This is a genomic window from Pseudomonas sp. IT-P74 (assembly GCF_949768175.1).
Classification (GTDB): domain Bacteria; phylum Pseudomonadota; class Gammaproteobacteria; order Pseudomonadales; family Pseudomonadaceae; genus Aquipseudomonas.
In genome coordinates, this window is record NZ_CATKQD010000044.1 from 117,123 (window position 1) to 141,473 (window position 24,351).

Here is a 24,351-nt window from a genome sequence, read left to right on the forward strand (position 1 = left end):
GGCGGAGCACATTGCGTGCCCCGCCGTTGTTACTTTACAGCGCGGAAAAGTGTTTGTTGCCCAGCGGTTTGCCGATGTCACCGCGCCAGATCGCCTCGACCGTACCGCCACTGGCGGCCACGTCCTTCTGCCATTGCAGGCCCAGGTTGCGTTGTTCCGGCAGTTTCAGATGGCCTTTGACGAAGTCACTGAATTGCGGCTTGGCCGAGGTGTAGTGGAAGTGTGCATACCACAGGGTTCGGGCCGGTACGCTGCGCAGGTCGCGCACCTCGTACTCCTGCAGGAAGTCCCGTCGCCCGTCGGCGCGTTTGCCCAGATCACGCAAGCCGCCTTCCTTGCGGATGTCCACCATCTGCTGTTCCATCAAATAGTCCAGATAACCTTCGGTCGGGGTTTTGCTGTTCATGCTTTGATCGATGCGCAGGGTGCGCCCCGTGCGCAACATCTCATCCGCCCGATTGCGCAATTGCAGCGCCACGGCCTCGGTGGGGGATAGGCGTTCGATGTCCAGGGCGCGCGTGGTCAACTCCGTGGCCTCGCTGCTCATCATGTGTTCCAGGTCGACGGGCAGCATGTTTTTCTGAGCATAGCCTTTGACTTTGTGGGTATAGGCGTCCGCGGCCGCCAGCCTTTTTCCGGCCTCTGTCAACAGCAGCCTGACATCGGTCAGCAGCATCGGTTGCGCGGAGACGGCGGGTTCACTGAGGTGATATTTACCGGTGGAGCGGGGCAGCCAGGTTTCCTTGTAGCCATTGATATCTACGATGAAGTGCTGTTGCCGAGTCACGACATCGGTACTGGGCTCGCCAATCAGCAATCGGTTGTCTTCAGTCTCGAACAGTTGTTTTCCGGTGCTTTTTGTCGGAGGCGGGGCTGCAGATCGATTTCCGATGGCATGGCGGGCGAGCGCTTCCATCTGGTCGAGGTCGTCCAGAAACGCACGGACTTGTTCCATATCCAGGTGTTGCGGATAGCCTAGCGTCCAAGCGCCAAGCTGGCGGCGGAACTCGCTGTAAGTGGTCAGGCATTCTTCGAAAACGCGGTTGCGCTGGCCGATATTGGAACGGACTTGTGGTAGTTGATATTGGGTGAATAGAACACGCCCGACCTTTTCGCGGGATTGTTTCAATCGCACTTGGAAGTAAAGCCACGTAAGGTCGTCAACGGCTTCAAAATGGGGGATGGTCTCCAGGACATACGCCGTCCTCAAGTAACGGTAAGTCGAGTCACTGTACGTGTCGTTTAGAAGCTGCATGGTCTTGGCCGCCTCCTCTTTTTGCGGGGAGTGAGTGATTCGACGGACCCATTGTCTGGCGTCTTCGACAGCTTGGTGTTGCTGGCCAAACTCTTTGATAAAGTCCATTCGGGCCTCTTTGCGCTCGGCCAGCAGTTTCAAGTGTGCGGAGGTATTGGTGTCAGGCGTTGCGCCCGAACGATCGATCAACTGGTCGATCCTTGCGTTGTACTCTTGCAGGCGTTCCGTGGAGAAGGCGATCCGTTGTTCCTGACGGTAAAAGACAGTCGCGGCGCAAGTACTTTGGTCTTTGTTGATCAAGGCGCGCTTGTTGCCATGGCTTAACACTTTCAACTCGCCCAAAGTCAGGTACAGGGTCTGCGCGGCTTCGATATCTTCCAGACAGGCACGGTCGGCAGTCGCGAGAGGCGGACGCTGAGTACCTTCAGGCTTGAAGTAGCTCTTCAGTAAGGCGTCGGTGTTTCTGATTTGAGATTTGAGGCGACGGATATTGGCGTCGACGGTGTTATTCAAGGTCAATTGACGACGCAAGGCACGATCGGTCCACCAGCGTGGCAGCCAGCGGCGAATGGCGACCGGCCAGAGTGGGTCCAATCCATCGGCCATGTGCCCAAGCGCCGCGCCACCACCCAGGCCGCCGCCTTCGATCACGGTGCCGTACACCGCGTAATGGGTGTTCCAGTGGCCGGACTCATCGAGGGCGATCGGCTGTTTGTAGGTTCGCGTGTTGGTGCCGCTCAAGCGCCAGCGGGGTGGTTTGCCCTCCAGTTCGATGCGATAAATTCGCCCCTGGCTGAGCATGAAGTCGCCATCGGCGTGACGATACACGTTGCGATACAGGCCTTCGGTGCCCGGTTGTAGCCCCGCGAGGGAAACCGGCTTTTCATATTCATAACCCTTGAAGCGTTCCAGGGCGCGCTTCGCCTGATGTCGTGTCGATACCTGAAACGCCCGCGGACTTTTGCTCAGCGCCCGCCACTGCCGGCTGCGGGTGGCGATGCGAGCGGCAGCAGGGGCGGCAGATATGCCGGGGAGAATGTCCATGGCCGCATCGATCAACGACAACAGCACCGCCTCCACCTCGGCCAGGCCATGGCCGACATCACCGCGCAGGAAGGCCGCCACGGCCAGGTTGGCACTGTTCCAGGCGTCGTACAGGGCGATGGTCGTACCGATGAAGGGCAGCATACCCACGGCCATTTTCAGGTAGTTGAACATGGCGCCGGATTGCAGCGCGACCTGTTCCAGATACAGCGCATCGTTGGAGCGCGATGTCGCCCGATGGGCTTCCAACAATCGGCCCATGTGCACGTTCAGCAGATGCGTCGCCAGGGATGTGCTGGATGGCCAAGGCGTGCCGACACCGATCAGCCCGTCGAAGTTTTTCAAACGGGCCTGATTGATCCGGCTGACGTGATGGGCGACATCGCCCTTCAAGGCACGGTCGGCCAGGTAGTTGACCATCGGGCTGCGCAGGCAATCGTTGAACAGGCGCAGCCGTGCCTGCTCAAGGCTGTCGAACTGGCGCAGAAAAACACCGTCGGGACTGTCGGGCAGATAGAGCAGGGTCAGACCGCTGACCTGCTCCACGATAAAGGTGACGCCGGAAAGCGTGGTCGGCCCTTGGCCTGAGGTGTCCTTGCCGCCCACGGTCAGGTGTGCCGGCAGCAGTTCGATGCGCTTGCCGTCGCGCGCAAAGGCTTCACGACTGCTGGCCTCGATGGCGATTTCCAGCACTTGCTGGCCGTTGGTATCGATGTCCTTTGTCAGCACGGCGAATTCGCCTTGCAAACGCAGCATCAGGCGCCAGGGTTCGCTCAGGCATTCACGCCGGTATTCGTTGCTGAATTTCGATGCCGTCGAGGTGCCGAGGAAGGTTTCACGGATCAGCTTTTCATACTGTCCGGCCAGGTCCAGTTCGGTGACCATCTTGCGCAGCCAGGACGTAGTGATGCCGCTTTTCACCTTCTGCCGTTGTACGGCGTCGGCACCGCTGACCTCTACCTGCATCAGCGACAGTCGCCACCACATTTCCTGGTCGATGTTGCTCAGCGCCAGGTCGCCGAGGGACAGCTTGCTGCGTTGCTGGCTGGCGACCAGTATATTTTCCTGGGGTGTCCCTGGTGCCGCGCCTTCAGTGACGACCTTGCGCCAGGTGGTGGAGTCAGGCGCGTCCAGTATCACATCAACGTTCCGGCTCAGGCCGAACGCCTGGCGCAGGTGAGCATCGACGGCCTTTTTACTGAAGGCATCGCGGGGTGGCAACTCACGCTCCAGCCATTCATGGGAGCGCTTCATGGCCGTGATGTATGACTTGAACAGCGTCTTGATCCGCTCACGTTGCACGGAGGACAGAGTGCTTTGCCACGCTGGCAAACGTGCGGCCAGTGCACTGCTGTGAACTTGCTCGACAATGTGCTGGTACGCCAGCTCCCGGGCTGCGGGGACAGGGACCGTCAGACAGGCGAGGGTCTGTTCGCGCAGCTTTTCCAGTTCTGTCTCGCGTTGACTGGCACGGGACGGAACCGGATTGGCGGTCAACAGCCGGGTCACTTGTTGTTCACAGCTGTGAAGCTGGTTCTGCAAGGCGTACTCGAACGGGTTTGCAGTCAGCGGCAGCAGATGCAGCGTTTGAGTGTTGTCATTGGCCGCAAGCTTGAACAGCGTCTGTTCCAGCGTCTGTCGAGAGGCAAACCGTTGCAGGCCACCGAAACGGCCGGGCCAGTAGAGCAACAGGCTTTCGGTCGAGGACGGCAGCAAGGTCGATGGTTGGGCGAATAGCAATACGCCGTCCAGTTCCTGGGTTTGTGTGCCGGTGGTGTCACCTTCGGTATCCGTCATCGACAACACCAGGCGCGCCACCACCACCCCGGCCGGGCGTGGTTGATCCGGTGCATCCAGTACGCTGATCAGCCATTGATGTTCCTCGTGGTTAATCTGGTTCAGGCTCAGTTGCAATTCGGCTTCGGCGCGCAGGCCGTCCAGGCGTGCCTGGTAAAGGGTGGCGTAGTGCGGGCGGTTTTTGTGGCGCAGTTCCAGCATTTTCTGCGCACTGTCGGTGTGCAGCAGCGCGGTTGCGGCGGTGGTACTGGCCTGCTCGGCTATCGTGAGGGCGTTCATTTGCTGTTGCAGACGTTGCAGGCGCTGGTCTGCGTGGTTGCCCTGAAAGTTCTCGCCCAGCAAGGCATCCATTGCCGTGCGCTGTTGCGCCAGTGCCTGGCGACGGATGCCCAGTGGAATGTCGGGGCTTATCTGGCTGAACAGGACACCGTCGTCGTGGGTATCCGCGTCCGGCAGGGTGGCGGGCAGGGCCAGGATCGATTCGTTACGCGACCGGTCCTCAAGTGCGACGTGCAAACGCGACCACAGGGATTCGGCGCTGGTCTGCAGCACCCTCTGCTCAAGCATTGTGTACTCGACCCTGAGGGTGCCTGTCGGTAGCCGGGGTTGGTCGAATAGCTGCGGCTGATGTTCGATCAGCCAGCTTTCCATATCGACACGTTTTTCAAAGGTCATCCAGGCGGATGGCAGGGAAGGCAAGTACAACAACTGAGCGACCGGTTGCTTCGTATCCCGGGTGATGACCAAGGCGCCCGATAGTTTGACTGACAGGCCTTTTTCATCCTTGAACTGCATGTGCTCGACGTAGACCCGTGGAGTGGGAGGCGTTGCTGTCCGCGCGGGTGGGTCGATGATCGCCTGCAGTGTCTGGAACTGTTCGGTATCCAGGATACCCTGGGCAAAAGCCCATTGGCTCGACGCTTCGAAATGCTGGCGGTACAAGCGGTTTGCCTGTGCCTTGCGTGACTGATCCGTACCACGCGCACGGGCATTCCACCAGGTGCTAGCGAGCGGCGACTGCGGGTTTTGCGCCATAAGTGCCCACCACTGCTCACAGCATTCGTTCCAGCGTTCCGAGGCGCTCAGGGTCAGACCCTGATCCGGGTTCGCGGACAAAGGGAAGGCAAGGCCGAAATCGGCCGTTAGGGGTGTGGTTTCGTCAACCATGACGATGAATCTCCAGAAGGCCGGACCGTGCCGGCGGTTCGGGCATTAGGAGGCAGTCGTCAAACGGTCGGGTGGTACATAGTTATGGCGAGGCTGAATTTGACGCCGGATGACCGCTCGGCACTCTTCATCAAATTGTCATGGAACTGTGGCAGCGCGCTTGAACAAACTTCATCAGACTCGCGCTCTACTGGGGTTCTGCGTTTTGGTGTTTTTCATGGGTGCTTCATTCCTTTCACGAATCGTATTGTTGGCCGCGCTGTTGTTCGACCTGCCGTCCATGGCGGCTTCGCGTTGTGACGTCAATGTTCCGACCGAACGGGTGGATCTGGCCCAGGTAAGCCTGGCGTACCAGAGCATCGGTCGTGCGTCGGACCCGGCCTTGTTGCTGGTGATGGGCCTGGGCGGGCAGTTGATTCACTGGCCGGACGAGGTGGTGCTCGCCCTGTGCCAGCAGGGTTTCCGGGTGATCCGCTATGACAATCGCGATGTCGGCCTGTCGACCTGGCGGCAAGCACCGGCCGAAGCCAACCTGACCTTCGAAGTGCTGCGCTACAAACTCGGATTGCCGGTGTCGTCGCCGTATTCGCTGACCGACATGGCCGACGATGGCCTGGGCTTGATGGATGCCTTGCACATCGATCAATTCCACGTGTTGGGCGCCAGCATGGGCGGGATGATCGCCCAGCATATGGCGGCCATGGCACCGCAGCGGGTCGAGAGCCTGACCCTGATCATGACCACCTCCGGCGCCGAAGGCTTGCCGGCGCCGAGTGCGGCGCTGGTGCAGTTGTTGGCCCGGCGCGGCGCACCGAACCGCGAAGTGGCTCTGGAGCAACAGGCCGATCTGCTGGCGGCGCTGGGCAGCCCGATGGTCACCGATGATCGCCAGGTGTTGCTGCATCAGGCGGCGCTGTCCTATGACCGTGCATTCAATCCCGAGGGCGTGAAACGCCAGATCATGGCCATTCTTGCCGAGCCGAGCCGGGTGGTGCTGCTCAATCAGTTGCGGGTGCCGGCGCTGGTGGTGCATGGCACGGCCGACCCGCTGCTGCCGGTGATGCACGGGGTGCATCTGGCGGCGCATCTGCGTGGCAGTCGGTTGATCCTGATTCCGGGCCTGGCCCATCGTTTCCAGGAGGCGTTCAAGGCGCCATTGCTGGGGGCTGTGTTGCCGTATTTGCGCGAGCACCGCGAGGACACTTCGCACTGGGCGCAGATCGAGCCGGTGGCCGATCGCAACCTTCTCTAACTCCCTCCGATCACCTGTAGGAGCGAGCCCGCTCGCGATAGCGGTGTTTCAGCCAACGACGATGTCGACTGACCCGCCGCCATCGCGAGCAGGCTCGCTCCCACAGGAGAACACCTTCTAATGGCTCAGGCCGTACTTTTTCACTTTGTCGAACAGCGTGGTCTTGGCCATGCCCAATTCCTGGCTGGCCTGGGTCAGGTTGCCGCCGCTGCGTTGCAAGGCATCGCTGAGCAGGTTGCGCTCAAATGCCTCCACCGCTTCGGCAAAGGCCAGGCCCTGATTGCCGCCGCCGGCGCCGGTTTTCTTGAATGCCGGCAGGCCCAGGGCAAAGCGTTCGGCGACGTTGCGCAGTTCACGCACGTTGCCCGGCCAGTCGTGGCTCATCAGGTTCGAAACGGTCTGGTTGTCCAGTTCCGGCGCCGTGCGGTCGAAGCGTAGACACGACTGCTGCAAGAAGTGTTCGAACAATTGCAGGATGTCCTCACGGCGCTCGCGCAGCGGCGGCAGTTCCAGGGTCACCACGTTGAGGCGGTAATACAGGTCGCTGCGGAACTCGCCGGCCTTGCTCGACTCGACGAGGTCGGATTTGGTCGCCGCGATCACCCGGCAATCCACCGCTACGCTCTGGTTCGAACCGAGGCGTTCCAGGGTGCGTTCCTGCAATACCCGCAGCAACTTGATCTGCAAGGGCAGGGGCATGCTTTCCACTTCGTCGAGGAACAGCGTGCCGCCGTCGGCGTGTTCGATCTTGCCGATCCGCCGTTTACCCGCGCCGGTAAAGGCGTTGGCCTCGTGGCCGAAAATTTCGCTTTCGAACAGGTTCTCCGGCAGGCCGCCGCAGTTCAAGGCGACGAACTGTTTGGTGTGGCGGCGACTGAAATCATGCAGGCAGCGTGCAACCAGTTCCTTGCCGGTGCCGGTCTCGCCTTCGATCAGCACGTTGGCCGAGGTATCGGCAACGTTGGCGATCAGTTCCCGCAGGTTCTGCATGGCCGGCGAGCGACCGATGATCCGCCCTTCGAGGGAATCGCGTTCGGCCAGTTGCCGGCGCAACGACGAGACTTCCCGCGCCAGGCTGCGTTGCTCCAGGGCGCGGCGGGCGACATCCACCAGGCGCTCTGGGGAGAACGGCTTTTCCATGAAGTCGTAGGCGCCTTTCTGCATCGCGCCGACGGCCATGGAGATGTCGCCGTGCCCGGTGATCAGCACCACCGGCAGGCTGCGGTCGCGCTCCTTGAGTCGCGTCAGCAGTTCCAGGCCATCGATGCCCGGCAGGCGGATGTCGCTGACGACGATGCCGGCGAAGTTGTCGCCGACCCGCTCCAGGGCTTCTTCGGCGCTGCCCACGCCAATGCAGGGAATGTCTTCCAGGGTCAGCGCCTGCTGGCAGCCGAGCAGCACATGGGGGTCGTCTTCGACGATCAATACACTAAGGTCGTTGTTCATATTGGCTCGGCGGGAGTGAGGCTTACCAACGGTAAACTGAGGACGAATGCGGTACCACCGCTGGCCGGGTGCTCGACACCCAGGTGACCTCCGGTGGCGGCGGCAAGGCTGGCGGAAAGGGTCAGGCCCAGGCCCAGGCCCTGTTCGCCGGGTTTGGTGGTGAAGAACGGCTCGAACAGGTGCTTGCGCGCTTCGGCGTCGATGCCGTGGCCGTTGTCACGTACGCGCAGGCGGTATTTGCCATCGAACGCTTCGCCTTCGAGCCACAGTTCGGGTTGCGGTTGCGCTTGCATGGCGTCCAGGGCGTTACCGATCAGGTTGACCAGAATCTGCTCCAGGCGGGTCTGGTCGATCTGCACCTGCACCTCTTCGAGATGGCGGTGCAGCTGCGTGTTTTTCATTCGTCCATCGAGCAACTGCAACGCCGCGTCCACACCTTTGCCGAGGCAGGCCTGGCCCTTGTCATCACCGCGCCGGGCGAACGAGCGCAGGCTGGCGGTGATTCGGCCCATGCGGTCGATCAGTTCGTTGATGGTCTTGAGGTTGGTGCTGGCCACGTCAAGCTGGCCGCGTTCGAGGAAGCGCACGGTATTGCCGGACAAGGTACGCAGCGCCGCCAGCGGCTGGTTCAGTTCGTGGGCGATGCTGGTGGACATCTGGCCGATGGCTGCGAGTTTTCCGGCCTGTACCAATTCATCCTGGGCGCGGCGCAAGGTCTCTTCGGCCTGCCGGCGTTCGCGGATCTGGCCCTTGAGCCGTTCGTTGCTGGCGCGCAGGTCGGTGGTGCGTTCGGTAATCCGACGCTCCAGCTGATTGTTGGCTTCCTGCAAGGCTTCCCGGGCCGCCAGGCGGGTGGCGATCACCTTGCGCCGCTCGTTCCAGGCGATCAAAAGGAACGCCAGGAGGGCAAACGCCACGGCCACCAGGATCCCCCGGTTGATCGCTTCGCTGCGCAGGTCCTGGAGCGGCGTGAGCAGGGTGAAATTCCACGGCGTATCGCCGAGCGGCCGGGTTTGCGCCAGGTAGCTGATGTTTTCGTCGTCGGACACCAGCTCACTGTTGGCCGGGAACGTGAGTTTTTCCACACCTTCGGACAGGGTTTCCCGAGCCAGCGGCTGCAATTCGTTGAGCGGGAACCAGTAGTACTGCAGGCTGCGGGCGAGCTTTTCCTTGGTTTCTTCGCTCAGCGGCACCACCGATTTCAAGCGCCGCGCCGGATCGCTGGACAGAATGATGATGCCGTTTTCGTCGCTGACGAAGGCCTCCAGGCGTGCCCGTTGCCAGCGTTCTTCCATGGCTTCCAGGCGGACCTTGACCACCGCGACGCCGATGATCTTGCCGTGTTCTTCCAGGCCATGGGCCAGGTAGTAACCGGGTTCGCCGTTGGTGCTGCCGATGCCGTAGAAGCGCCCCGGCTGACCGCGCACGGCGTTCTGGAAATAGGCGCGGAAGGACAGGTCTTCACCCAGGTAACTGTCGACATCGCGCCAGTTGCTGGTGGCCATGACGCGGCCGGTGGTGTCCATCACGTAGATGGCCCGACTGCGGCTGCGCCGGTTCAGGCCTTCGAGGTAATCGTTGACCGTTTGCCGGTGTTCCGGGGTCGGGTCGGCCAGCAACTGCGAAACACTGGTTTCGAGCTCCAGCAGGCTGGGCAGGTAGGTGTATTTGCTGATTTCGCTTTCGACGGCGCGGGCGTGCAGTTCCAGCTGGCGCTGGCCGTTTTCGCTGAGGCTGCGGATGCCGTAGTGCTCACTGATCCAGAAGCCGATATAGCCCAGGCCGACCATCATGGCGATGATCAGCGGCGGCAGGAACAAATGACGAACCAGACGGGGTTTCACGGCAAGTGATGGCATTGCTGCGCGATAAAGGGTGGGGTCGCATTTCATCACAGATGCCTTGGGTCAACCAGCGATTGCCTGCCTACTCCGACTGTAGGAGCGAGCTTGCTCGCGAAGAACTCAAGGACAACGCGTGCATTCAGGATGAACGCGTCATCGTTAACGACCATCGCGAGCAAGCTCGCTCCTACAGGGTAGGGGCGAGCTACGTTGGTATTAGTGCTGCAGAATCTTGTTGAGGAAGTGCTGTGTACGCTCGGCGCGGGCGTTGATGTCACCGAAGAACTCTTCTTTCTTGCAGTCTTCGATGATTTTGCCGGCGTCCATGAAGATGACGCGGTCGGCCACTTTACGGGCGAAGCCCATTTCGTGGGTCACGCACATCATGGTCATGCCTTCGTGGGCCAGTTGCACCATCACGTCGAGCACTTCGTTGACCATTTCCGGGTCCAGCGCCGAGGTCGGTTCGTCGAACAGCATGACGATCGGGTCCATCGCCAGCGCACGGGCAATCGCCACACGCTGCTGCTGACCACCGGACAGTTGGCCAGGATGCTTGTGGGCGTGAGCCGAGAGGCCGACGCGCTCAAGCAGTTGCAGGCCTTTCTTGGTGGCTTCTTCCTTGCTGCGGCCCAGCACCTTGATCTGCGCGATGGTCAGGTTTTCGGTGATGGTCAGGTGCGGGAACAGCTCGAAGTGCTGGAACACCATGCCCACGCGCGAACGCAGTTTCGGCAGGTTGGTCTTTGGGTCGGCGATGGAGGTGCCGTCGACCACGATGTCGCCTTTCTGGAACGGTTCCAGGGCGTTGACGCACTTGATCAGGGTCGACTTGCCGGAACCGGACGGCCCGCACACCACGATCACTTCGCCTTTTTTGACCTCGGTGCTGCAATCAGTCAGTACCTGGAAGTCCCCATACCACTTGTTGATGCTTTTGATAGAGATCATACGGCGAACCTTTTTTGCAGACGCTTGACCAGCTGCGAGGCGGCAAAGCTGATGATGAAGTACACGAGACCGGCGAAAACCAGGAACTCATTGGAGCGGCCAATGATGTCGCCACTGGCGCGCGAAGCATTGAGGAAGTCCACCAGGCCGACGGCGTAGACCAGCGAGGTGTCCTGAAACAGGATGATGCTCTGTTGCAGCAACAGTGGTGTCATCTTGCGGAACGCTTGCGGCAGGATGATCAGGCGCATCATCTGCCCGTACGTCATGCCCAGTGCCTGGGCAGCGCCCATCTGGCCCTTGGGAATCGACTGCACACCGGCGCGGACGATTTCGCAGAAGTACGCCGCTTCGAACATCATGAAGGCCACGATGCAGGATGCGAACGCACCGATCGGCGTGTCTTCGCCAGTGATCCAGCGCAGCACGAACGGTACCGCCAGGTAGAACCAGGTGATCACCAGCAGCAAGGGGATCGAGCGGAAATAGTTGACGTACGCGCCGGCGATGTTCGACAGCACTTTGTTGTGGGACAGGCGCATCAGGGCAAGGATGGTGCCGAGAATGATGCCGCCGATCACGCCCATGGCCATCAGCTTGAGGGTCATGATCATGCCGTTCCACAGGCCCGGCAGGGACGGGATGATGCCCGAGAAGTCGAATTCCATCATTTACCCCCTACGGAAATCAGGCCCGGTACGGCGACTTTCTTCTCGACCATACGCATCAGCAACATCAGGCTCATGTTCAGGGTGAAGTAGATCAGCGTTGCCAGGGTAAAGGCTTCGAACAGGTTGGCGGAGAACTCGGCGGTCTGCTTGGTCTGCGCGAGCAGCTCCATCAAACCGATCAGCGAGGCCACGGAGGTGTTCTTGAAGACGTTCAGGAACTCCGAGGTAAGCGGCGGAATGATGATCCGGTAGGCTTGGGGCAGCAGCACGTTCCAGTAGATTTGTGGCAGCTTGAAACCCATGGCGCGGGCCGCGGACTCCTGGCCTTTTGGCAGGGCCTGGATACCGGTGCGCACCTGTTCGCAAACCCGGGCGGTGGTGAACAGGCCCAGGCATACGACGACGCTGAGGAAGGCCGAGGTGGTCGGGTTCAGGTCCTGCTTGTACCACTCTTGCAGGTCCGCCGGCAGCAGGTCGGGTACCAGGAAGTACCAGATGAACAGCTGAACCAGCAGCGGCACGTTACGGAAGAGTTCGACGTAGCAGGTGGCGATACCCGATACGATGCGGTTCGGCACGGTACGCATGACGCCCAGGATCGAGCCCAGTGTCAGGGCAATGATCCAGGCCGCGATGGCGATGCCGATGGTCCAGGCCAAGCCGGTCACGTACCAGTCGAAATAGGTCTCGCTGCCCACGCCGGTGGACTTGAAGAACACGCCCCAGTCCCAGTTGTAATTCATTAGGGTCTCCCCTCAGTTCAATCGATGTACAAGTGCCCGCTTGGGGGAAGCTCCGTTCCCGCCCGACCTTTACGATCAGGCACACGCTCCCGGCTCGACAGCCACCGGTTCGAGTGTTTCCAAAAAATGCCAGCAGGAAGTGACCACCTCCTGAAAGGGCCAGGGCCCTCTCAGGAGATAAGGTTAGTCAGAAATCAGGACTTCTTGTCGTCAGCCGCTTTATCAGTCGGTTTGGCGATCAGGGCCTTGAGTTCTTCGCTCATCGGGAAGTTCAGGTTCAGGCCTTTTGGCGGGATCGGTTGCATGAACCATTTTTCGTAGATCTTGTTGATCTCGCCCGATGCGTAGGTGGCCTTGATGGCGTCATCCACAGCCTTTTTGAACGGCTCGTCGCCTTTACGCACCATGCAGCCGTAGATTTCGTACGACTGTGGCGTGCCGGTCACGGCCCAGTCATCGGCCTTCTTGGCCTTGGCGGCTTCACCGGCCAGCAGGGCGTCGTCCATCATGAAAGCCACGGCGCGGCCGGTTTCCAGCATCTGGAAGGATTCGCCGTGGTCTTTGGCGGAGATGACGTTCATGCCCATCTGCTTGTCGGCGTTCATCGCCTTGAGGATGCGCTCGGACGTGGTGCCGGCGGTGGTCACGACGTTTTTGCCTGCCAGATCGGGGAAATCCTTGTACTTGGAGTCTTTCTTGGACAGCAGACGAGTACCGATTTCGAAGATGCCAACGGAGAAGTCAACCTGCTGCTGACGCTCGACGTTGTTGGTGGTGGAACCGCACTCCAGGTCCACGGTGCCGTTCTGCACCAGCGGGATACGGGTTTGCGAAGTCACCAGGTTGTACTTGACCTGCAGGTTCGGCATGTCCAGGTCTTTTTTCAGCGCTTCGACGACTTTCAGCTGGATGTCGTGGGAGTAGCCGACCGGTTTGCCGGAAGCGTCTGCAATGTAGGAAAACGGGATGGAAGCGTCGCGATGGCCCAGGGTGATGGTGCCGGACTCTTTGATCTTCTTCAGGGTGCCGGTGAGTTCGGCGGCGAAAACTGGCGTGCTGATCAGAGCGGCAGCAATGGCTGCGCCCAGGATATGGGGAACGATGCGCATCAAATTTTCCTCGACATTGTTTTTTTTATGGAGCCAGTTCATCGGCCCTTTTGTGCTGCAAAACACCTGAGCGCTATTGAGAGTCGGCGCAAAGGACATTCGTCGAAGAAGTGTAGAGCATGACTCGTGCCAGACCAGTCTCAATTGATCAACGTATTGATTTATAAGGGAATTAAATATTTTTTGCGTTGAAATTTCAGTGAGATGATCCGGTTAACCGAACCGACCCGCAGGTCGCGTTCGGAAAACCGAATGGTGGCAGGGGGCTACTCGGTCATCAGCTGTACTTGCGTTTGTCCGGCGCAGGCGGGAAGTACTGGTACAACCAGGTTTCACTCAGGGTGCGGTCGTTGGTGCGGATGAACAGGCGCAGCTCGACAGGCTCCACGCTGTCATTGGTCGGGTACCAGTCAAACAGGATGCGGTAGCCTTTGATGTCGTCGAGCTTCAGGATGCTGAAATCCTTGACCTCGCCGTTCGAGCAGGTAACGACCGGCTCGATGCCCGTACCTTCGGGCAAGCGGTCCAGGCCGCCACCGGTGAAGTCCACGGCAAAGCGCCGCGCCCACACCGGCGGATAGTGTTCGCCTGGCGCCCAGCCTTCGGTGAAGCCGCCCATGCCCGAACGGGTCGCGTTGACCCGTGCCAACGGCGTTCCGACTGGCGGCAATGCGCTCCAGTACAGCTTGTAGCCGTAGTTCAGCGAATCCCCTGCAGCCACCGGTTTCTTCGGCGTCCAGAAGGCGACGATGTTGTCCATGGTCTCGCCGGTGGTGGGGATCTCCAGCAGATCGACCGAGCCTTCGCCCCATGCGGTGGTCGGTTCAACCCACAGGCTCGGGCGACGGCTGTACCAGTCGACGGTGTCCTGATAGCTGGCGAACTCGTGGTCGGTCTGCACCAGGCCGAAGCCCTTCGGGTCGGTATCGGCGAAGGCATTGAATTGCAGGGTCGCCGGGTTGTTCAGCGGGCGGCAGATCCACTCGCCGTTGCCGCGCCACATGGCCAGGCGGTCGGAGTCATGGATTTGCGGGTGAATGGTGTCGCACATGCGGCGCTCGTGGGTGCCGCAACTGAACATGCTGGTCATCGGCGCAATGCCCAACTGGTCGATGGCGGTGCGTGCATTGACGTGGGCGTCGATCTCCATCACCACGCGCTCGGCCTGGCAGTCGATATCGAAGCGGTAGGCACCGGTGGCGCTCGGCGAATCGAGCAGGGCGTAGACCACGAAGCGGGTGCTGTCCTTGTCCGGGGTCTCGAACCAGAACTTGGTGAAATCGGGGAATTCTTCGCGCTTCTTGGCGTAGGTATCGATGGCCAGCCCGCGGGCCGACAAGCCGTACTGGCCGGTGGCGTCCACCGCACGGAAGTAACTGGCGCCGAGGAACGACACGACATCGTGCTTGTCCAGTTCCGGGGCCTTGAACAGCTTGAAGCCGGAGAAACCCAGGTCGCCCTTGAGCTGCGCGGTGTCGACCGTGGTGTTTTCATAGTTGAACAGCGACGGGCGGAAATGCACCTCGCGGGCCATCCGGGTTTTCGGATCGACGCTGTACATGCGCACCGGCTGCTTGAACCCCATGCCAACGTGGAAAAACTGCACGTCCAGCTGGCCCTTGAGCTCTTTCCACAAGGAATGATTGCCGTCGTAGCGGATCGCATTGAAGTTCTGCGGCGTCATGGTCGCCAGGGTCGGCGGCAACTGTTGCTTGGTGTCCTGATAGCGGTTGCTGGCGAGCTGTTTGGCCTGGAGTTTCAGCGCCTCGAAATCGAACGCGGTGGCCTCGCCATCAGCGGTGCCACCGGTGGCGGCCCAGGCCTTGGCGGCCAACAGGCCCGTAGCGGACAAACCGGTGTAGGCCGCGATGGCCATGGAGGCTTTGAGCAAGTTCCTGCGGTGCATAAATACAACCTGTCGTGAACAATCCCGTGCCGTTCCTGGCACGTGCTGGATCAGAAATATCGGTTCGGACATGCCTTCGGCCAAACACAACGGACTTTTACACAGATGCCCGACAGCTTAAACCGTTCGATTGAAGAGCAAAATTGATTGATGGCACTGCGCCGTCTCGGCAATGAAACAAGACATGTCGGGAAACAATTCCGACAGGGGTTTCTGATTTAGAGGGCATTTCTGCTTTTTTCGACTAATTACTCTAAAAACCGCTTTTCAGCGCCCGGAATATTTCTATTCTGTGCACATGACCGGTTTATGCCCTTCGGACCGGTGCGGTTCAGCGGGCACCCAGCGGCTGCTGAAAAAGGGATAGGGCGATGCGGTTTTTTGCAGTTTCTTTGACGTCTAGAGAAGGACATCGTCCATGTCGAAAGTACAAGGCATCACCGAAATGTTGGGAATCTTTCCGTGTCTGGCACTGGTGCGACGAAGACGCCGGCTCAACAGCGAGGAAATGAAACTGGTGGAACGCTATCGGGAACTGTCGGAGAGCGACAGGATCGCGATGAGGTATCTGGTGGATGCGATGAGGAGTGTTTCGAGGTTTTAATAAGGCAAACCAAAGGGACGGACTGTGAAGTCTGTCCCTTTTTTATCAGCTCGATTTATCCCTTCAGCGGCAAGTGCCAGCGATTGGGAAGGGTCGCTGCACCTGCATCAACTCAGGCATGTCTCGCCACTTGATCCAGGCGTGATGTTGGTAATGCAGCAAGGGCACTGAAACTCCGGCCCAATTCAAGGAACTCAGGCTTGGCAGGTTTTCCACAGGCGCTGATTTCGCATCACGCAATGAGGGTATGACTTCATTGCTCAACCACTGGCGCAGGTTGCGGTTTTCCGGGACGAAGTGGTGAACCAGCAAGGCGTACATGCCTGATTCGCTGATCATCAGGGTTTCGACCGTTTTGCCGTCCTTGCGCAGCCAGACGGTGCGACGTTGGTCGGGATCGAGTTTCAGGGTCAGGCGTTCATTGAGTGGTTTGCCCATCAAGCGACCCAGATCCTGGGCACAGAACCAGGCTTGGTTGTTTTGCATGAAGGCGTGGAGGAAACGGTTGTGGCGGGTGAAGACATTAGGAATGAAGCAGGAAGGAATTTCAGTCGGATGTGATGTGTGCTTGTGCATTTTTCGACTCCATGTTGAAGAAAGGAGCCGCCAATAATCCTTCGACAGATTTGGGTGGCGGACCGTGGGGCGTTCGAAGTCGGAACGTTCTCGATCAACATGGAAGCCGAGAGGCCCGCGCCACACGGCCCGCCATAACGCGAAACTGAAAGGCAAAAAAATGCCCCAGCTCATATGGGGGCGCGGATGCGCCATGTTGATATGTTCCGGCTTCGACTCCGGGCCGCTGATTTGGCAGCGACGGAGCAAAGCCTATCGGTCAGGCGCTCGCGGCGCCAAGTCTACTCTGGCGACGCTTGTTGTAGGAATCGAGGGTTTTTCAGGAAGGCTGTATCTGTAGGAATTTCCTGTTTTTGCATCTACCGAGGTGACATAGCGTTGCTCCCCTGATTTTTCCTATAACTTTTCCGGGTTCAAGAATGGACTGCAGATTTTTCTGCATTGATCGAGTTTCCAGCTAGTGCTTCTTCTATAAAACGCTTGTGGGAGGCGCGAGTTTTTTCAGAAGAGTCCAGCGAAAAAAACGTTCTTTCTACAAGTCAGGGAAGCAAATGCAGACGATCGTTGTCCGTTATCTCGAAACGGTGATCAATAAAACTACCGGCGGATCCAGCCAAGTCGTTCTGGGAACGGAAATTTACGAAGATATCCGTGAAACACTGATTCCAGGGATGCCGCGCTCCAAGCCGGGGACAGCCCTACACCCGGTTTTCCTGACCAAATGCTTCATCAATGACAGCAATCACCTTTGGCGACTCGAATCGATAAAGTCGACCGCCGCCACGGCTACGCGGCCCGCTGTTTTTTCGGTGCTGATTCAAAGACAGGATGTTTCTAAAGAGATTTTTCTGAATCAGACGCTGAAAAAAGACAAAAGCTTGAAGCTACAGAAACTTCTGGGGCGCCAAGGGAAACTGGTCGAAGTGGACTATGGGTTCGTGCAGCGAAGCGCACGCACAGATGCGTCGAGCAAGTCCAACAAGCGGTACATGGACACGCTGCTTGAGGCCGAGATGCATAAGCGCAGGCTTGCTGTCGTTGTGAAGGTGATATCAAAAAATCTTGTTCAGGTTGCCCCTGTGACATCAAGAGCTATTGCCGTCGAAGACAGGTCAGCCTTCAAGCTGGAACAGGCTACCTTGGACAAAATGCCTCGCTACCAAAACAGCGGAAAAGAAAGCTATGTGCTTTGCAGCATGCTTGAGTGCGTTTCGACCCAACGAATTTTGCCTCCAATCAGCTATTTCGGCGACGGGAGGGATACAGGGAGGAGCGTTAAGTACCCTTTTGCGCTGAGTGTCACCGAGAGCAAGTTGCTGAGGTCAGCGCTGATTCACGCCGTGGGAGCCTCCGGTTATGTTCCGTACAACGACTTACTTCAGGCTCAGCTTAAAGCTCAAAAGCTGCAGGAAGTCGTCGACCAACTCAATACAGCGTTGGACATTCGCAATACCGCATTGAGGCAGCTTGTTGCTGTCCAGAAGCTAGCCAAAAGGTGGGCGGCGGAAATGGGGCTTGAGTATGAGGATGAGCTCGAATTTCAACGAAATCTGGATGCTGAAAATGAAGTCGCGGCCACTGTTTTTTAACAAGCAAAACGAATTGACACCGCCTTCATCGGTTAATATCATTGGCTCACATGGCCTGGCAAAGAGAGCAGAACTCTACCCAGGCGACAGGGTTAATACCCTCTTCTGTGAAAGTAAAACCGCCTTTAGGGGCGGTTTTTTTATGTCTGTTCAAATGCTCAATTTGTTTTAGCAACCTCAACCCTGCCCGCATCGCTGCGGGCAGCGCGTCCGATCAACGAACTATTACCGACTAACCTTCCACGCATCCCCCGCAGGTGCCGTACCGTGGTCATACGGCTTGGCGATCCACATGTAAAGCAGGCCCAGGCCAATCACGATGGCAGTGCTCAGCACCATCGCGTAGTTGATGTACCACGCGGCGTCCGGGGTGCGTGGCCAGGCCATGTTGATGATGGCGCCGACGCCGTAGACCAGCGCGCCGACGTTCACCACCCAGCCCCAGGCGCCGAGGGTGAATTTGCCGCTGGGTTTCCAGCCCTTCATGCGGGCGTACAGGGCTGCGAGCACGATCATCTGAAACGCCAGGTAGATGCCGATTGCCGCGAAACTGACGATGGTGGCGACCGCGTCTTGCAGGAAGAAGCCGAGGATGATGATCAGTGCCGGCAGGACACCGGACACGAACAGTGCGGCAACTGGAACCTGAGTCGTAGGGGAAATCTTCTTCAGTAGTCGGCTGCCGATGACCATTTCGTCACGGGCGTAGGAATACAGCAGACGACTGGCCGCCGCTTGCAGGCTGATCACGCAGGAGATGAAGGAAATCATCACCACGCCCATCACCACTTTCGAACCGACCGGGCCGAAGGCGTTGTTGAGGATGGTGGTGACCGGGTCCTTGTCGGTGCCGTTGATCACCGCCTGCATGTCCGGCACGGCCAGGATCAGCGCCAGGCAGGCGAACATCGCCGCGATGCCGCCGATGTAGATGGTCATGCGCATGGCCACCGGGATCTGCTTGCTCGGGTTGGGGGTTTCTTCGGCCACGTCGCCGCAGGCCTCGAAGCCGTAGTACAGGAACATCCCCGCCAGCGACGCGGTGAGGAACGCCGGCAGGTACGAGCCGTCGACGCTGATATCGAAGGTGTTGAACAACACGCTGATGGGTTGATGACGCTCGAAAATCAGCAGGTAAACGCCAACGATCACCGCGCCCACCAGTTCGCAGAGGAAGCCGAACATGGCGATCCGCGCCAGCACCTTGGTGCCGCTGAGGTTGACCAGGGTGGCGAACAACGTCAGGAACAGAGCGATGATGATGTTGGTGTTGTTGCTCGGTTCAAAGCCCATCATGGCGGCGAGGTACGGACCGGCACCTACAGCAACGGCGGCGATGGTGACGCACAGGGCGATGGAGTAGATCCAGCCGACCATCCACGCCCAGCGCTTGCCCACCAAGCGGCGAGCCCACGGGTACACACCGCCGGAAATCGGGAACTGCGAAACCACTTCGCCGAAGATCAGGCACACCAGCAACTGGCCGCAACCGACCAGCAAGTAGGCCCAGAACATCGGAGGCCCGCCCGCGGCGAGGCACAGGCCGAAGAGGGTATAAACCCCTACGACCGGAGAGAGATAGGTGAAGCCCAGGGCGAAGTTTTCCCACAGGCTCATGCTGCGGTTGAAGTTGGAGGTGTAACCCAGTTTGCGTAGTTGCTCGGCATCGCTGTCGGCAAGGGCTGCAGAGAGATCGGGTGATGCACTCATGTGTGATTGCTCCGGAAAATCGGCAGATTTCGGATGTCCGAAACCGTGACGGGGCCTTGGGGGCGCCGCCCGGATCGGTGGTTATTGTTTTGAATTCCTGATGGTGCTTAGTGCCGGTTTCTACCTTGAAGCCGGGGTGACGCAATCGCCAGCAGGCTGGCTCCCACAGGGAAATGCATTCCAAACTGTGGGAGCCAGCCTGCTGGCGATGCTTTTAGTGCTTGAACATCACATGCCGCACAACGGTGTAGTCCTCAAGCCCGTACATGGACATGTCCTTGCCATAGCCGGACAGTTTCTGACCTCCGTGAGGCATTTCGCTGACCAGCATGAAGTGCGTATTGACCCAGGTGCAGCCGTACTGCAAACGCGCCGACAGGCGATGAGCGCGGCCGACGTCGGCGGTCCACACGGAGGAGGCCAGGCCGTAGTCCGAATCGTTGGCCCAGCCCAGCACCTGTGCTTCATCGCTGAATTTAGTCACCGAGACCACCGGCCCGAACACTTCACGGCGCACGATTTCGTCGTCCTGCTGCGCATCGGCCAACACCGTCGGTTCGAAGAAATAGCCGTTGCCCTCGACAGCCTTGCCGCCAGTGATCAATCGAATGTGCGGCTGGGCGATGGCGCGCTCGACGAAACCGGTCACGCGGTCGCGGTGTTGCGCGGTGATCAGCGGGCCGAGTTCGGTCGACGGATCATCCTGCAAGCCGTACTTGATGCTGCTGACGGCGGCGCCGAGTTTCTCCACGAACTTGTCGTAGATGCCTTCCTGGGCATAGATGCGGCAGGCGGCGGTGCAGTCCTGGCCTGCGTTGTAGAAACCGAAGGTGCGGATGCCTTCGACGGCGGCATCGATGTCGGCGTCGTCGAAGATGATCACCGGGGCCTTGCCACCCAGTTCCATGTGCATGCGTTTGACGCTGTCGGCGGTGCTGGAAATGATGTTCGAGCCGGTGGCGATCGAACCGGTCAGCGACACCATGCGCACTTTCGGGTGGGTCACCAGTGGACTGCCGACGGTAGGACCACGGCCGAACACCAGGTTGAGTACACCGGCCGGGAAAATCTCCGACGCCAGTTCGGCCAGACGCAGGGCGGTCAGCGGGGTTTGTTCCGACGGCTTGAGCACCACAGTATTACCGGCGGCCAGGGCCGGGGCGATTTTCCAGGCGACCATCATCAGCGGGTAGTTCCACGGCGCGATGGAAGCGATCACGCCCACCGGGTCGCGACGGATCATCGAGGTGTGGCCCGACAGGTACTCGCCGCCAGCCGAACCGCTCATGCAGCGGCTGGCGCCAGCGAAGAAACGGAACACGTCGGCAATCGCCGGGATCTCGTCGTTCAGTGCGGCGCTGTAGGGTTTGCCGCAGTTGTCCGATTCCAGTTTGGCCAGCTCTTCGCCGTGGGCCTCGATGACATCGGCGAGTTTGAGCAGCAGCCGTGAACGCTCTTTCGGCGGGGTTTGCGACCAGCTGTCGAACGCGGCGTCGGCAGCGCGTACGGCGGCATCGACCTGGGCCTCGCTGGCTTCGTTGATTTCCACCAGTACACGACCCAAAGCCGGGTTGAAGACGGGTTGGGCGGGGCCTTCGCCGTCGAGCAGTTGGCCGTTGATCAAGAGTTTGGTTTGCATGGCTTTGTCCTCACTAACACTTTTATTTTTCTGCTTGAACCGGCCCCCTGTAGGAGCGAGCCTGCTCGCGATGGTCTCAAACACACCGCGTTGAACCAGACTGAACGCGTCTTCGTTCACGTCCATCGCGAGCAGGCTCGCTCCTACAGGGGATGTTGGTTGTCGGTTACTTACCGCCACTCCCCGCAACGCTCTCACCACCCCGCGTCAGGTAATAGGCACCAAGAATCGGCAGCATGGTCACGATCATCACCAGCATCGCCACGACGTTGGTCACCGGCACGTCCCGTGGGCGGCTGAGCTGGTTGAGCAGCCACAACGGCAGGGTGCGTTCATGGCCGGCGGTGAAGGTGGTGACGATGATTTCGTCGAACGACAGGGCAAACGCCAGCATGCCGCCGGCCAGCAACGCCGAGCCGAGGTTCGGCAGGATGATGTAGCGGAAGGTCTGCCAGCCGTCGGCACCGAGGTCCATCGAGGCTTCGATCAAACTGTGGGAGGTACGGCGCAAACGGGCGATGACGTTGTTGTAGACGATCACCACGCAGAAGGTCGCGTGGCCGACGATGATGGTGAACATCCCCGGTTCGATGCCCAGTGTCTTGAAGGTCGCCAGCAGCGCGATCCCGGTGATGATCCCCGGCAGGGCAATCGGCAGGATCAGCATCAGCGAGATGCCTTGCTTGCCGAAGAAATCCCGGCGATACAACGCGGCCGAAGCCAATGTGCCAAGGACCATGGCGATCAGGGTGGCAATCGAGGCGATCTGCAACGACAGCTTGATGGCTTCCAGCACGTCCGGGCGCGAGAACGCCACGCCGATCCACTTCCAGGTGAAACCCTTGGGTGGAAAACTGAACGCCGCGTCTTCGGTGTTGAAGGCGTACAGGAAGATGATCAGGATCGGGAAGTGCAGGAACAGCAACCCGCCCCATGCGGCAATGCGCAGGCCGAGAGAGGCTTTGTCCCCCTGCTTTTCTGAATTAGAGTGCATCGAAGGCCCCCAGTCGTTTGACGATGGACAGGTAGATGGCGATCAGCACGATCGGCACCAGGGTGAAGGCCGCGGCCATTGGCATGTTGCCGATCGCGCCTTGCTGGGCATACACCATGCTGCCGACGAAGTAGCCGGGCGGGCCGACCAGTTGCGGCACGATGAAGTCGCCCAGGGTCAGCGAGAAGGTGAAGATCGAGCCTGCGGCGATGCCCGGGACCGACAGCGGCAGAATCACTTGCGTGAAGGTCTGGCGCGGCTTGGCACCGAGGTCGGCGGAGGCTTGCAGCAGCGAGGGCGGCAGGCGTTCCAGCGAGGCCTGGATCGGCAGGATCATGAACGGCAGCCAGATGTAGACGAACACCATGAAGCGCCCCAGGTGCGAGGTCGACAAGGTGCTGCCGCCGACGCCAGGAATCCCCAGCACGAACTGCAGGACCGGTTCCAGTCCCAGGTGCTGCACGAACCACTGCGCCACGCCGCCCTTGGCCAACAGCAGCGTCCAGGCGTAGGCCTTGACGATGTAACTGGCCCACATCGGCATCATCACCGCGATGTAGAAAAACGCCTTGGTCTTGCCGGTGGTGTAGCGCGCCATGTAGTAGGCAATCGGGAACGCGATGACGGCGCTGGCCATCGACACGACGACCGCCATGCCCAGGGTGCGCAGGATGATGTCGAAGTTCGACGGCTGGAACAGCGCGGTGAAGTTCGCCAGGGTCAGGTCGGGTGTGACCGCCATGGTGAAGTCATCGAAGGTGTAGAAGCCTTGCCACAGCAGCACCAGCAATGAGCCCAGGTAGATCGCGCCGAACCACAGCAACGGCGGCACCAGCAGCATCGACAGGTACAGGTTCGGCCGGCGATACAACAGGTTGGAAAACCTGCGCAACGGCGAGCCGCCTGAGGAGGTTTGAGAAATAGCCAGGGTGTTCATCTCACACCCCGCCTGCAAGGGTATCGTGCAACTGGACCATCGCTTCCCGCGCCCAGCGTGCGCTGAGGCGCTGCCCGGTCTGGTGTTGCGCGCTGCTGTCGATCCACTGGATGTTGGCCTGGCTGATGTTCAGGGTCTGGCCGTTTTCCAGTTTCAGTTCATAGCGGGTGGCGCTGCCCTGGTACTGGATGTCGTGCAGCAAACCGCTGACTTCGATCTCGTGACTGGCCAGCGGGCCTTCGGCGAAGCGCACGTGTTCCGGACGTATCGAGAACGGCTGCGGATTGCCACTGAGCTGCTTGGCCAGATCACCGCGAATCACGTTGGAGGTGCCGACGAATTCCGCCACGAAGGTGGTGGCCGGTTTCATGTACAGGTTGCGCGGGCTATCGACCTGTTCGATGCGCCCCTTGTTGAACACCGCCACCCGGTCGGACATCGACAACGCTTCGGTCTGGTCGTGGGTGACGAAAATGAAGGTGATGCCGAGCTGGCGTTGCAGCTTCTTCAGTTCGCCCTGCATTTGCTCGCGCAACTTCAGGTCGAGGGCGCCGAGGGGTTCGTCGAGCAACAGTACGCGAGGACGGTTGACCAAGGCACGGGCCAGGGCCACACGCTGGCGTTGGCCTCCGGAGAGCTGCACCGGCTTGCGCTCGCCATAGCCGCCGAGGGCGACCATCTCCAGGGATTCCTGGGCGCGCTTGAGGCGTTCGACCTTGCCGATGCCTTTGACTTTCAAGCCGTAGGCGACGTTATCGCGAACGTTCATGTGCGGGAACAGCGCGTAATCCTGGAACACGGTGTTCACGTCACGCTGGTACGGCGGCAGGCCGGCGGCCTCTTCGCCATGAATACGGATGGAGCCTGCGCTCGGTTGTTCAAAACCGGCGATCAGGCGCAAACAGGTGGTCTTGCCCGAGCCGGACGGCCCCAGCATGGAGAAGAACTCGCCGTCCTGGATGTCGATGGAAACCCGGTCGACGGCTTTCACTTCGCCGAACTGACGGGAGACGTTGGTGAACTGGACTGCAAGCGTCATGGTGCGGTGCTCCAAAAAGGCGAAGGCCGTCGCAGCGGCCCTGCCTGGACTTCTGAAAAAACGAACATCTTTTATCGG

Annotated in this window: 17 protein-coding genes; 3 read left to right on the top strand and 14 right to left on the bottom strand. The window is 59.8% G+C overall.

From position 1 onward, the window contains the following. Nucleotides 1-34: 34 nt before the first annotated feature. The gene (locus tag ACM6J5_RS18990) at nt 35-5,263 is read right to left on the bottom strand and encodes a dermonecrotic toxin domain-containing protein (RefSeq protein WP_414929146.1); all 5,229 of its coding nucleotides are present in this window, start codon (nt 5,261-5,263) and stop codon (nt 35-37) included. Between the two features lie 217 nt (nt 5,264-5,480). On the opposite strand from ACM6J5_RS18990, the gene ACM6J5_RS18995 reads away from it, so the two are divergent. Further along, nucleotides 5,481-6,515: an alpha/beta fold hydrolase gene (locus tag ACM6J5_RS18995; protein ID WP_414929147.1), complete on the top strand. Its 1,035-nt coding sequence runs from the start codon at nt 5,481-5,483 to the stop codon at nt 6,513-6,515. 117 nt (nt 6,516-6,632) lie between these two features. Here ACM6J5_RS18995 and ACM6J5_RS19000 read toward each other — a convergent pair whose 3' ends face one another. From ACM6J5_RS19000 to ACM6J5_RS19030, 7 genes are all read right to left on the bottom strand, one after another. Next, entirely contained in the window at nt 6,633-7,961 is a 1,329-nt protein-coding gene (locus tag ACM6J5_RS19000) for a sigma-54-dependent transcriptional regulator (protein WP_150673012.1), read from the bottom strand. After that, the gene (locus ACM6J5_RS19005) at nt 7,958-9,853 is read right to left on the bottom strand and encodes a sensor histidine kinase (protein WP_150673013.1); all 1,896 of its coding nucleotides are present in this window, start codon (nt 9,851-9,853) and stop codon (nt 7,958-7,960) included. Before ACM6J5_RS19005 ends, ACM6J5_RS19000 begins: the two co-directional genes overlap by 4 nt. A 168-nt stretch (nt 9,854-10,021) precedes the next feature. After that, nucleotides 10,022-10,756, bottom strand: coding sequence for an amino acid ABC transporter ATP-binding protein (locus ACM6J5_RS19010; protein ID WP_056721096.1), 735 nt, complete (start codon nt 10,754-10,756; stop codon nt 10,022-10,024). Then, entirely contained in the window at nt 10,753-11,424 is a 672-nt protein-coding gene (locus ACM6J5_RS19015) for an amino acid ABC transporter permease (RefSeq protein WP_095943113.1), read from the bottom strand. The genes ACM6J5_RS19010 and ACM6J5_RS19015 overlap by 4 nt, the downstream gene beginning before the upstream one ends. Next, complete coding sequence (locus ACM6J5_RS19020; protein WP_095943114.1) at nt 11,424-12,170, bottom strand: amino acid ABC transporter permease; 747 nt, start codon at nt 12,168-12,170, stop codon at nt 11,424-11,426. The genes ACM6J5_RS19015 and ACM6J5_RS19020 overlap by 1 nt, the downstream gene beginning before the upstream one ends. A 194-nt stretch (nt 12,171-12,364) precedes the next feature. Then, nucleotides 12,365-13,279, bottom strand: coding sequence for a glutamate/aspartate ABC transporter substrate-binding protein (locus ACM6J5_RS19025; RefSeq protein WP_095943159.1), 915 nt, complete (start codon nt 13,277-13,279; stop codon nt 12,365-12,367). Between the two features lie 277 nt (nt 13,280-13,556). After that, the gene (locus ACM6J5_RS19030; protein ID WP_414929148.1) at nt 13,557-15,185 is read right to left on the bottom strand and encodes a glucan biosynthesis protein D; all 1,629 of its coding nucleotides are present in this window, start codon (nt 15,183-15,185) and stop codon (nt 13,557-13,559) included. 418 nt (nt 15,186-15,603) lie between these two features. On the opposite strand from ACM6J5_RS19030, the gene ACM6J5_RS19035 reads away from it, so the two are divergent. Continuing rightward, nucleotides 15,604-15,789 (top strand): hypothetical protein, encoded by a 186-nt coding sequence (locus ACM6J5_RS19035; protein WP_095943116.1) that lies wholly within the window; start codon nt 15,604-15,606, stop codon nt 15,787-15,789. Between the two features lie 63 nt (nt 15,790-15,852). Here the strand turns inward: ACM6J5_RS19035 and ACM6J5_RS19040 are convergent, their stop codons facing one another. Further along, nucleotides 15,853-16,365, bottom strand: coding sequence for a Bro-N domain-containing protein (locus ACM6J5_RS19040; RefSeq protein ID WP_414929149.1), 513 nt, complete (start codon nt 16,363-16,365; stop codon nt 15,853-15,855). 551 nt (nt 16,366-16,916) lie between these two features. Between ACM6J5_RS19040 and ACM6J5_RS19045 the strand changes: the two genes are divergently transcribed. Continuing rightward, nucleotides 16,917-17,954 (top strand): hypothetical protein, encoded by a 1,038-nt coding sequence (locus tag ACM6J5_RS19045; RefSeq protein WP_414929150.1) that lies wholly within the window; start codon nt 16,917-16,919, stop codon nt 17,952-17,954. A 225-nt stretch (nt 17,955-18,179) separates the two neighbouring features. Here ACM6J5_RS19045 and ACM6J5_RS19050 read toward each other — a convergent pair whose 3' ends face one another. The 5 genes from ACM6J5_RS19050 to ACM6J5_RS19070 all read right to left on the bottom strand — a co-directional run bounded on the left by ACM6J5_RS19050 (nt 18,180) and on the right by ACM6J5_RS19070 (nt 24,273). Then, on the bottom strand, nt 18,180-19,664 hold the full coding sequence (locus tag ACM6J5_RS19050; RefSeq protein ID WP_414929151.1) for an APC family permease: 1,485 nt from the start codon (nt 19,662-19,664) through the stop codon (nt 18,180-18,182). Nucleotides 19,665-19,878: 214 nt separating this feature from the next. After that, the gene (locus ACM6J5_RS19055; RefSeq protein ID WP_414929152.1) at nt 19,879-21,303 is read right to left on the bottom strand and encodes a gamma-aminobutyraldehyde dehydrogenase; all 1,425 of its coding nucleotides are present in this window, start codon (nt 21,301-21,303) and stop codon (nt 19,879-19,881) included. Nucleotides 21,304-21,469: 166 nt separating this feature from the next. Beyond that, the gene (locus ACM6J5_RS19060) at nt 21,470-22,297 is read right to left on the bottom strand and encodes an ABC transporter permease (protein WP_108216604.1); all 828 of its coding nucleotides are present in this window, start codon (nt 22,295-22,297) and stop codon (nt 21,470-21,472) included. Beyond that, nucleotides 22,287-23,234 (bottom strand): ABC transporter permease, encoded by a 948-nt coding sequence (locus ACM6J5_RS19065; protein WP_095943120.1) that lies wholly within the window; start codon nt 23,232-23,234, stop codon nt 22,287-22,289. Before ACM6J5_RS19065 ends, ACM6J5_RS19060 begins: the two co-directional genes overlap by 11 nt. 1 nt (nt 23,235) lies before the next feature. Continuing rightward, on the bottom strand, nt 23,236-24,273 hold the full coding sequence (locus ACM6J5_RS19070; protein ID WP_150673019.1) for an ABC transporter ATP-binding protein: 1,038 nt from the start codon (nt 24,271-24,273) through the stop codon (nt 23,236-23,238). Nucleotides 24,274-24,351 lie beyond the last annotated feature (78 nt).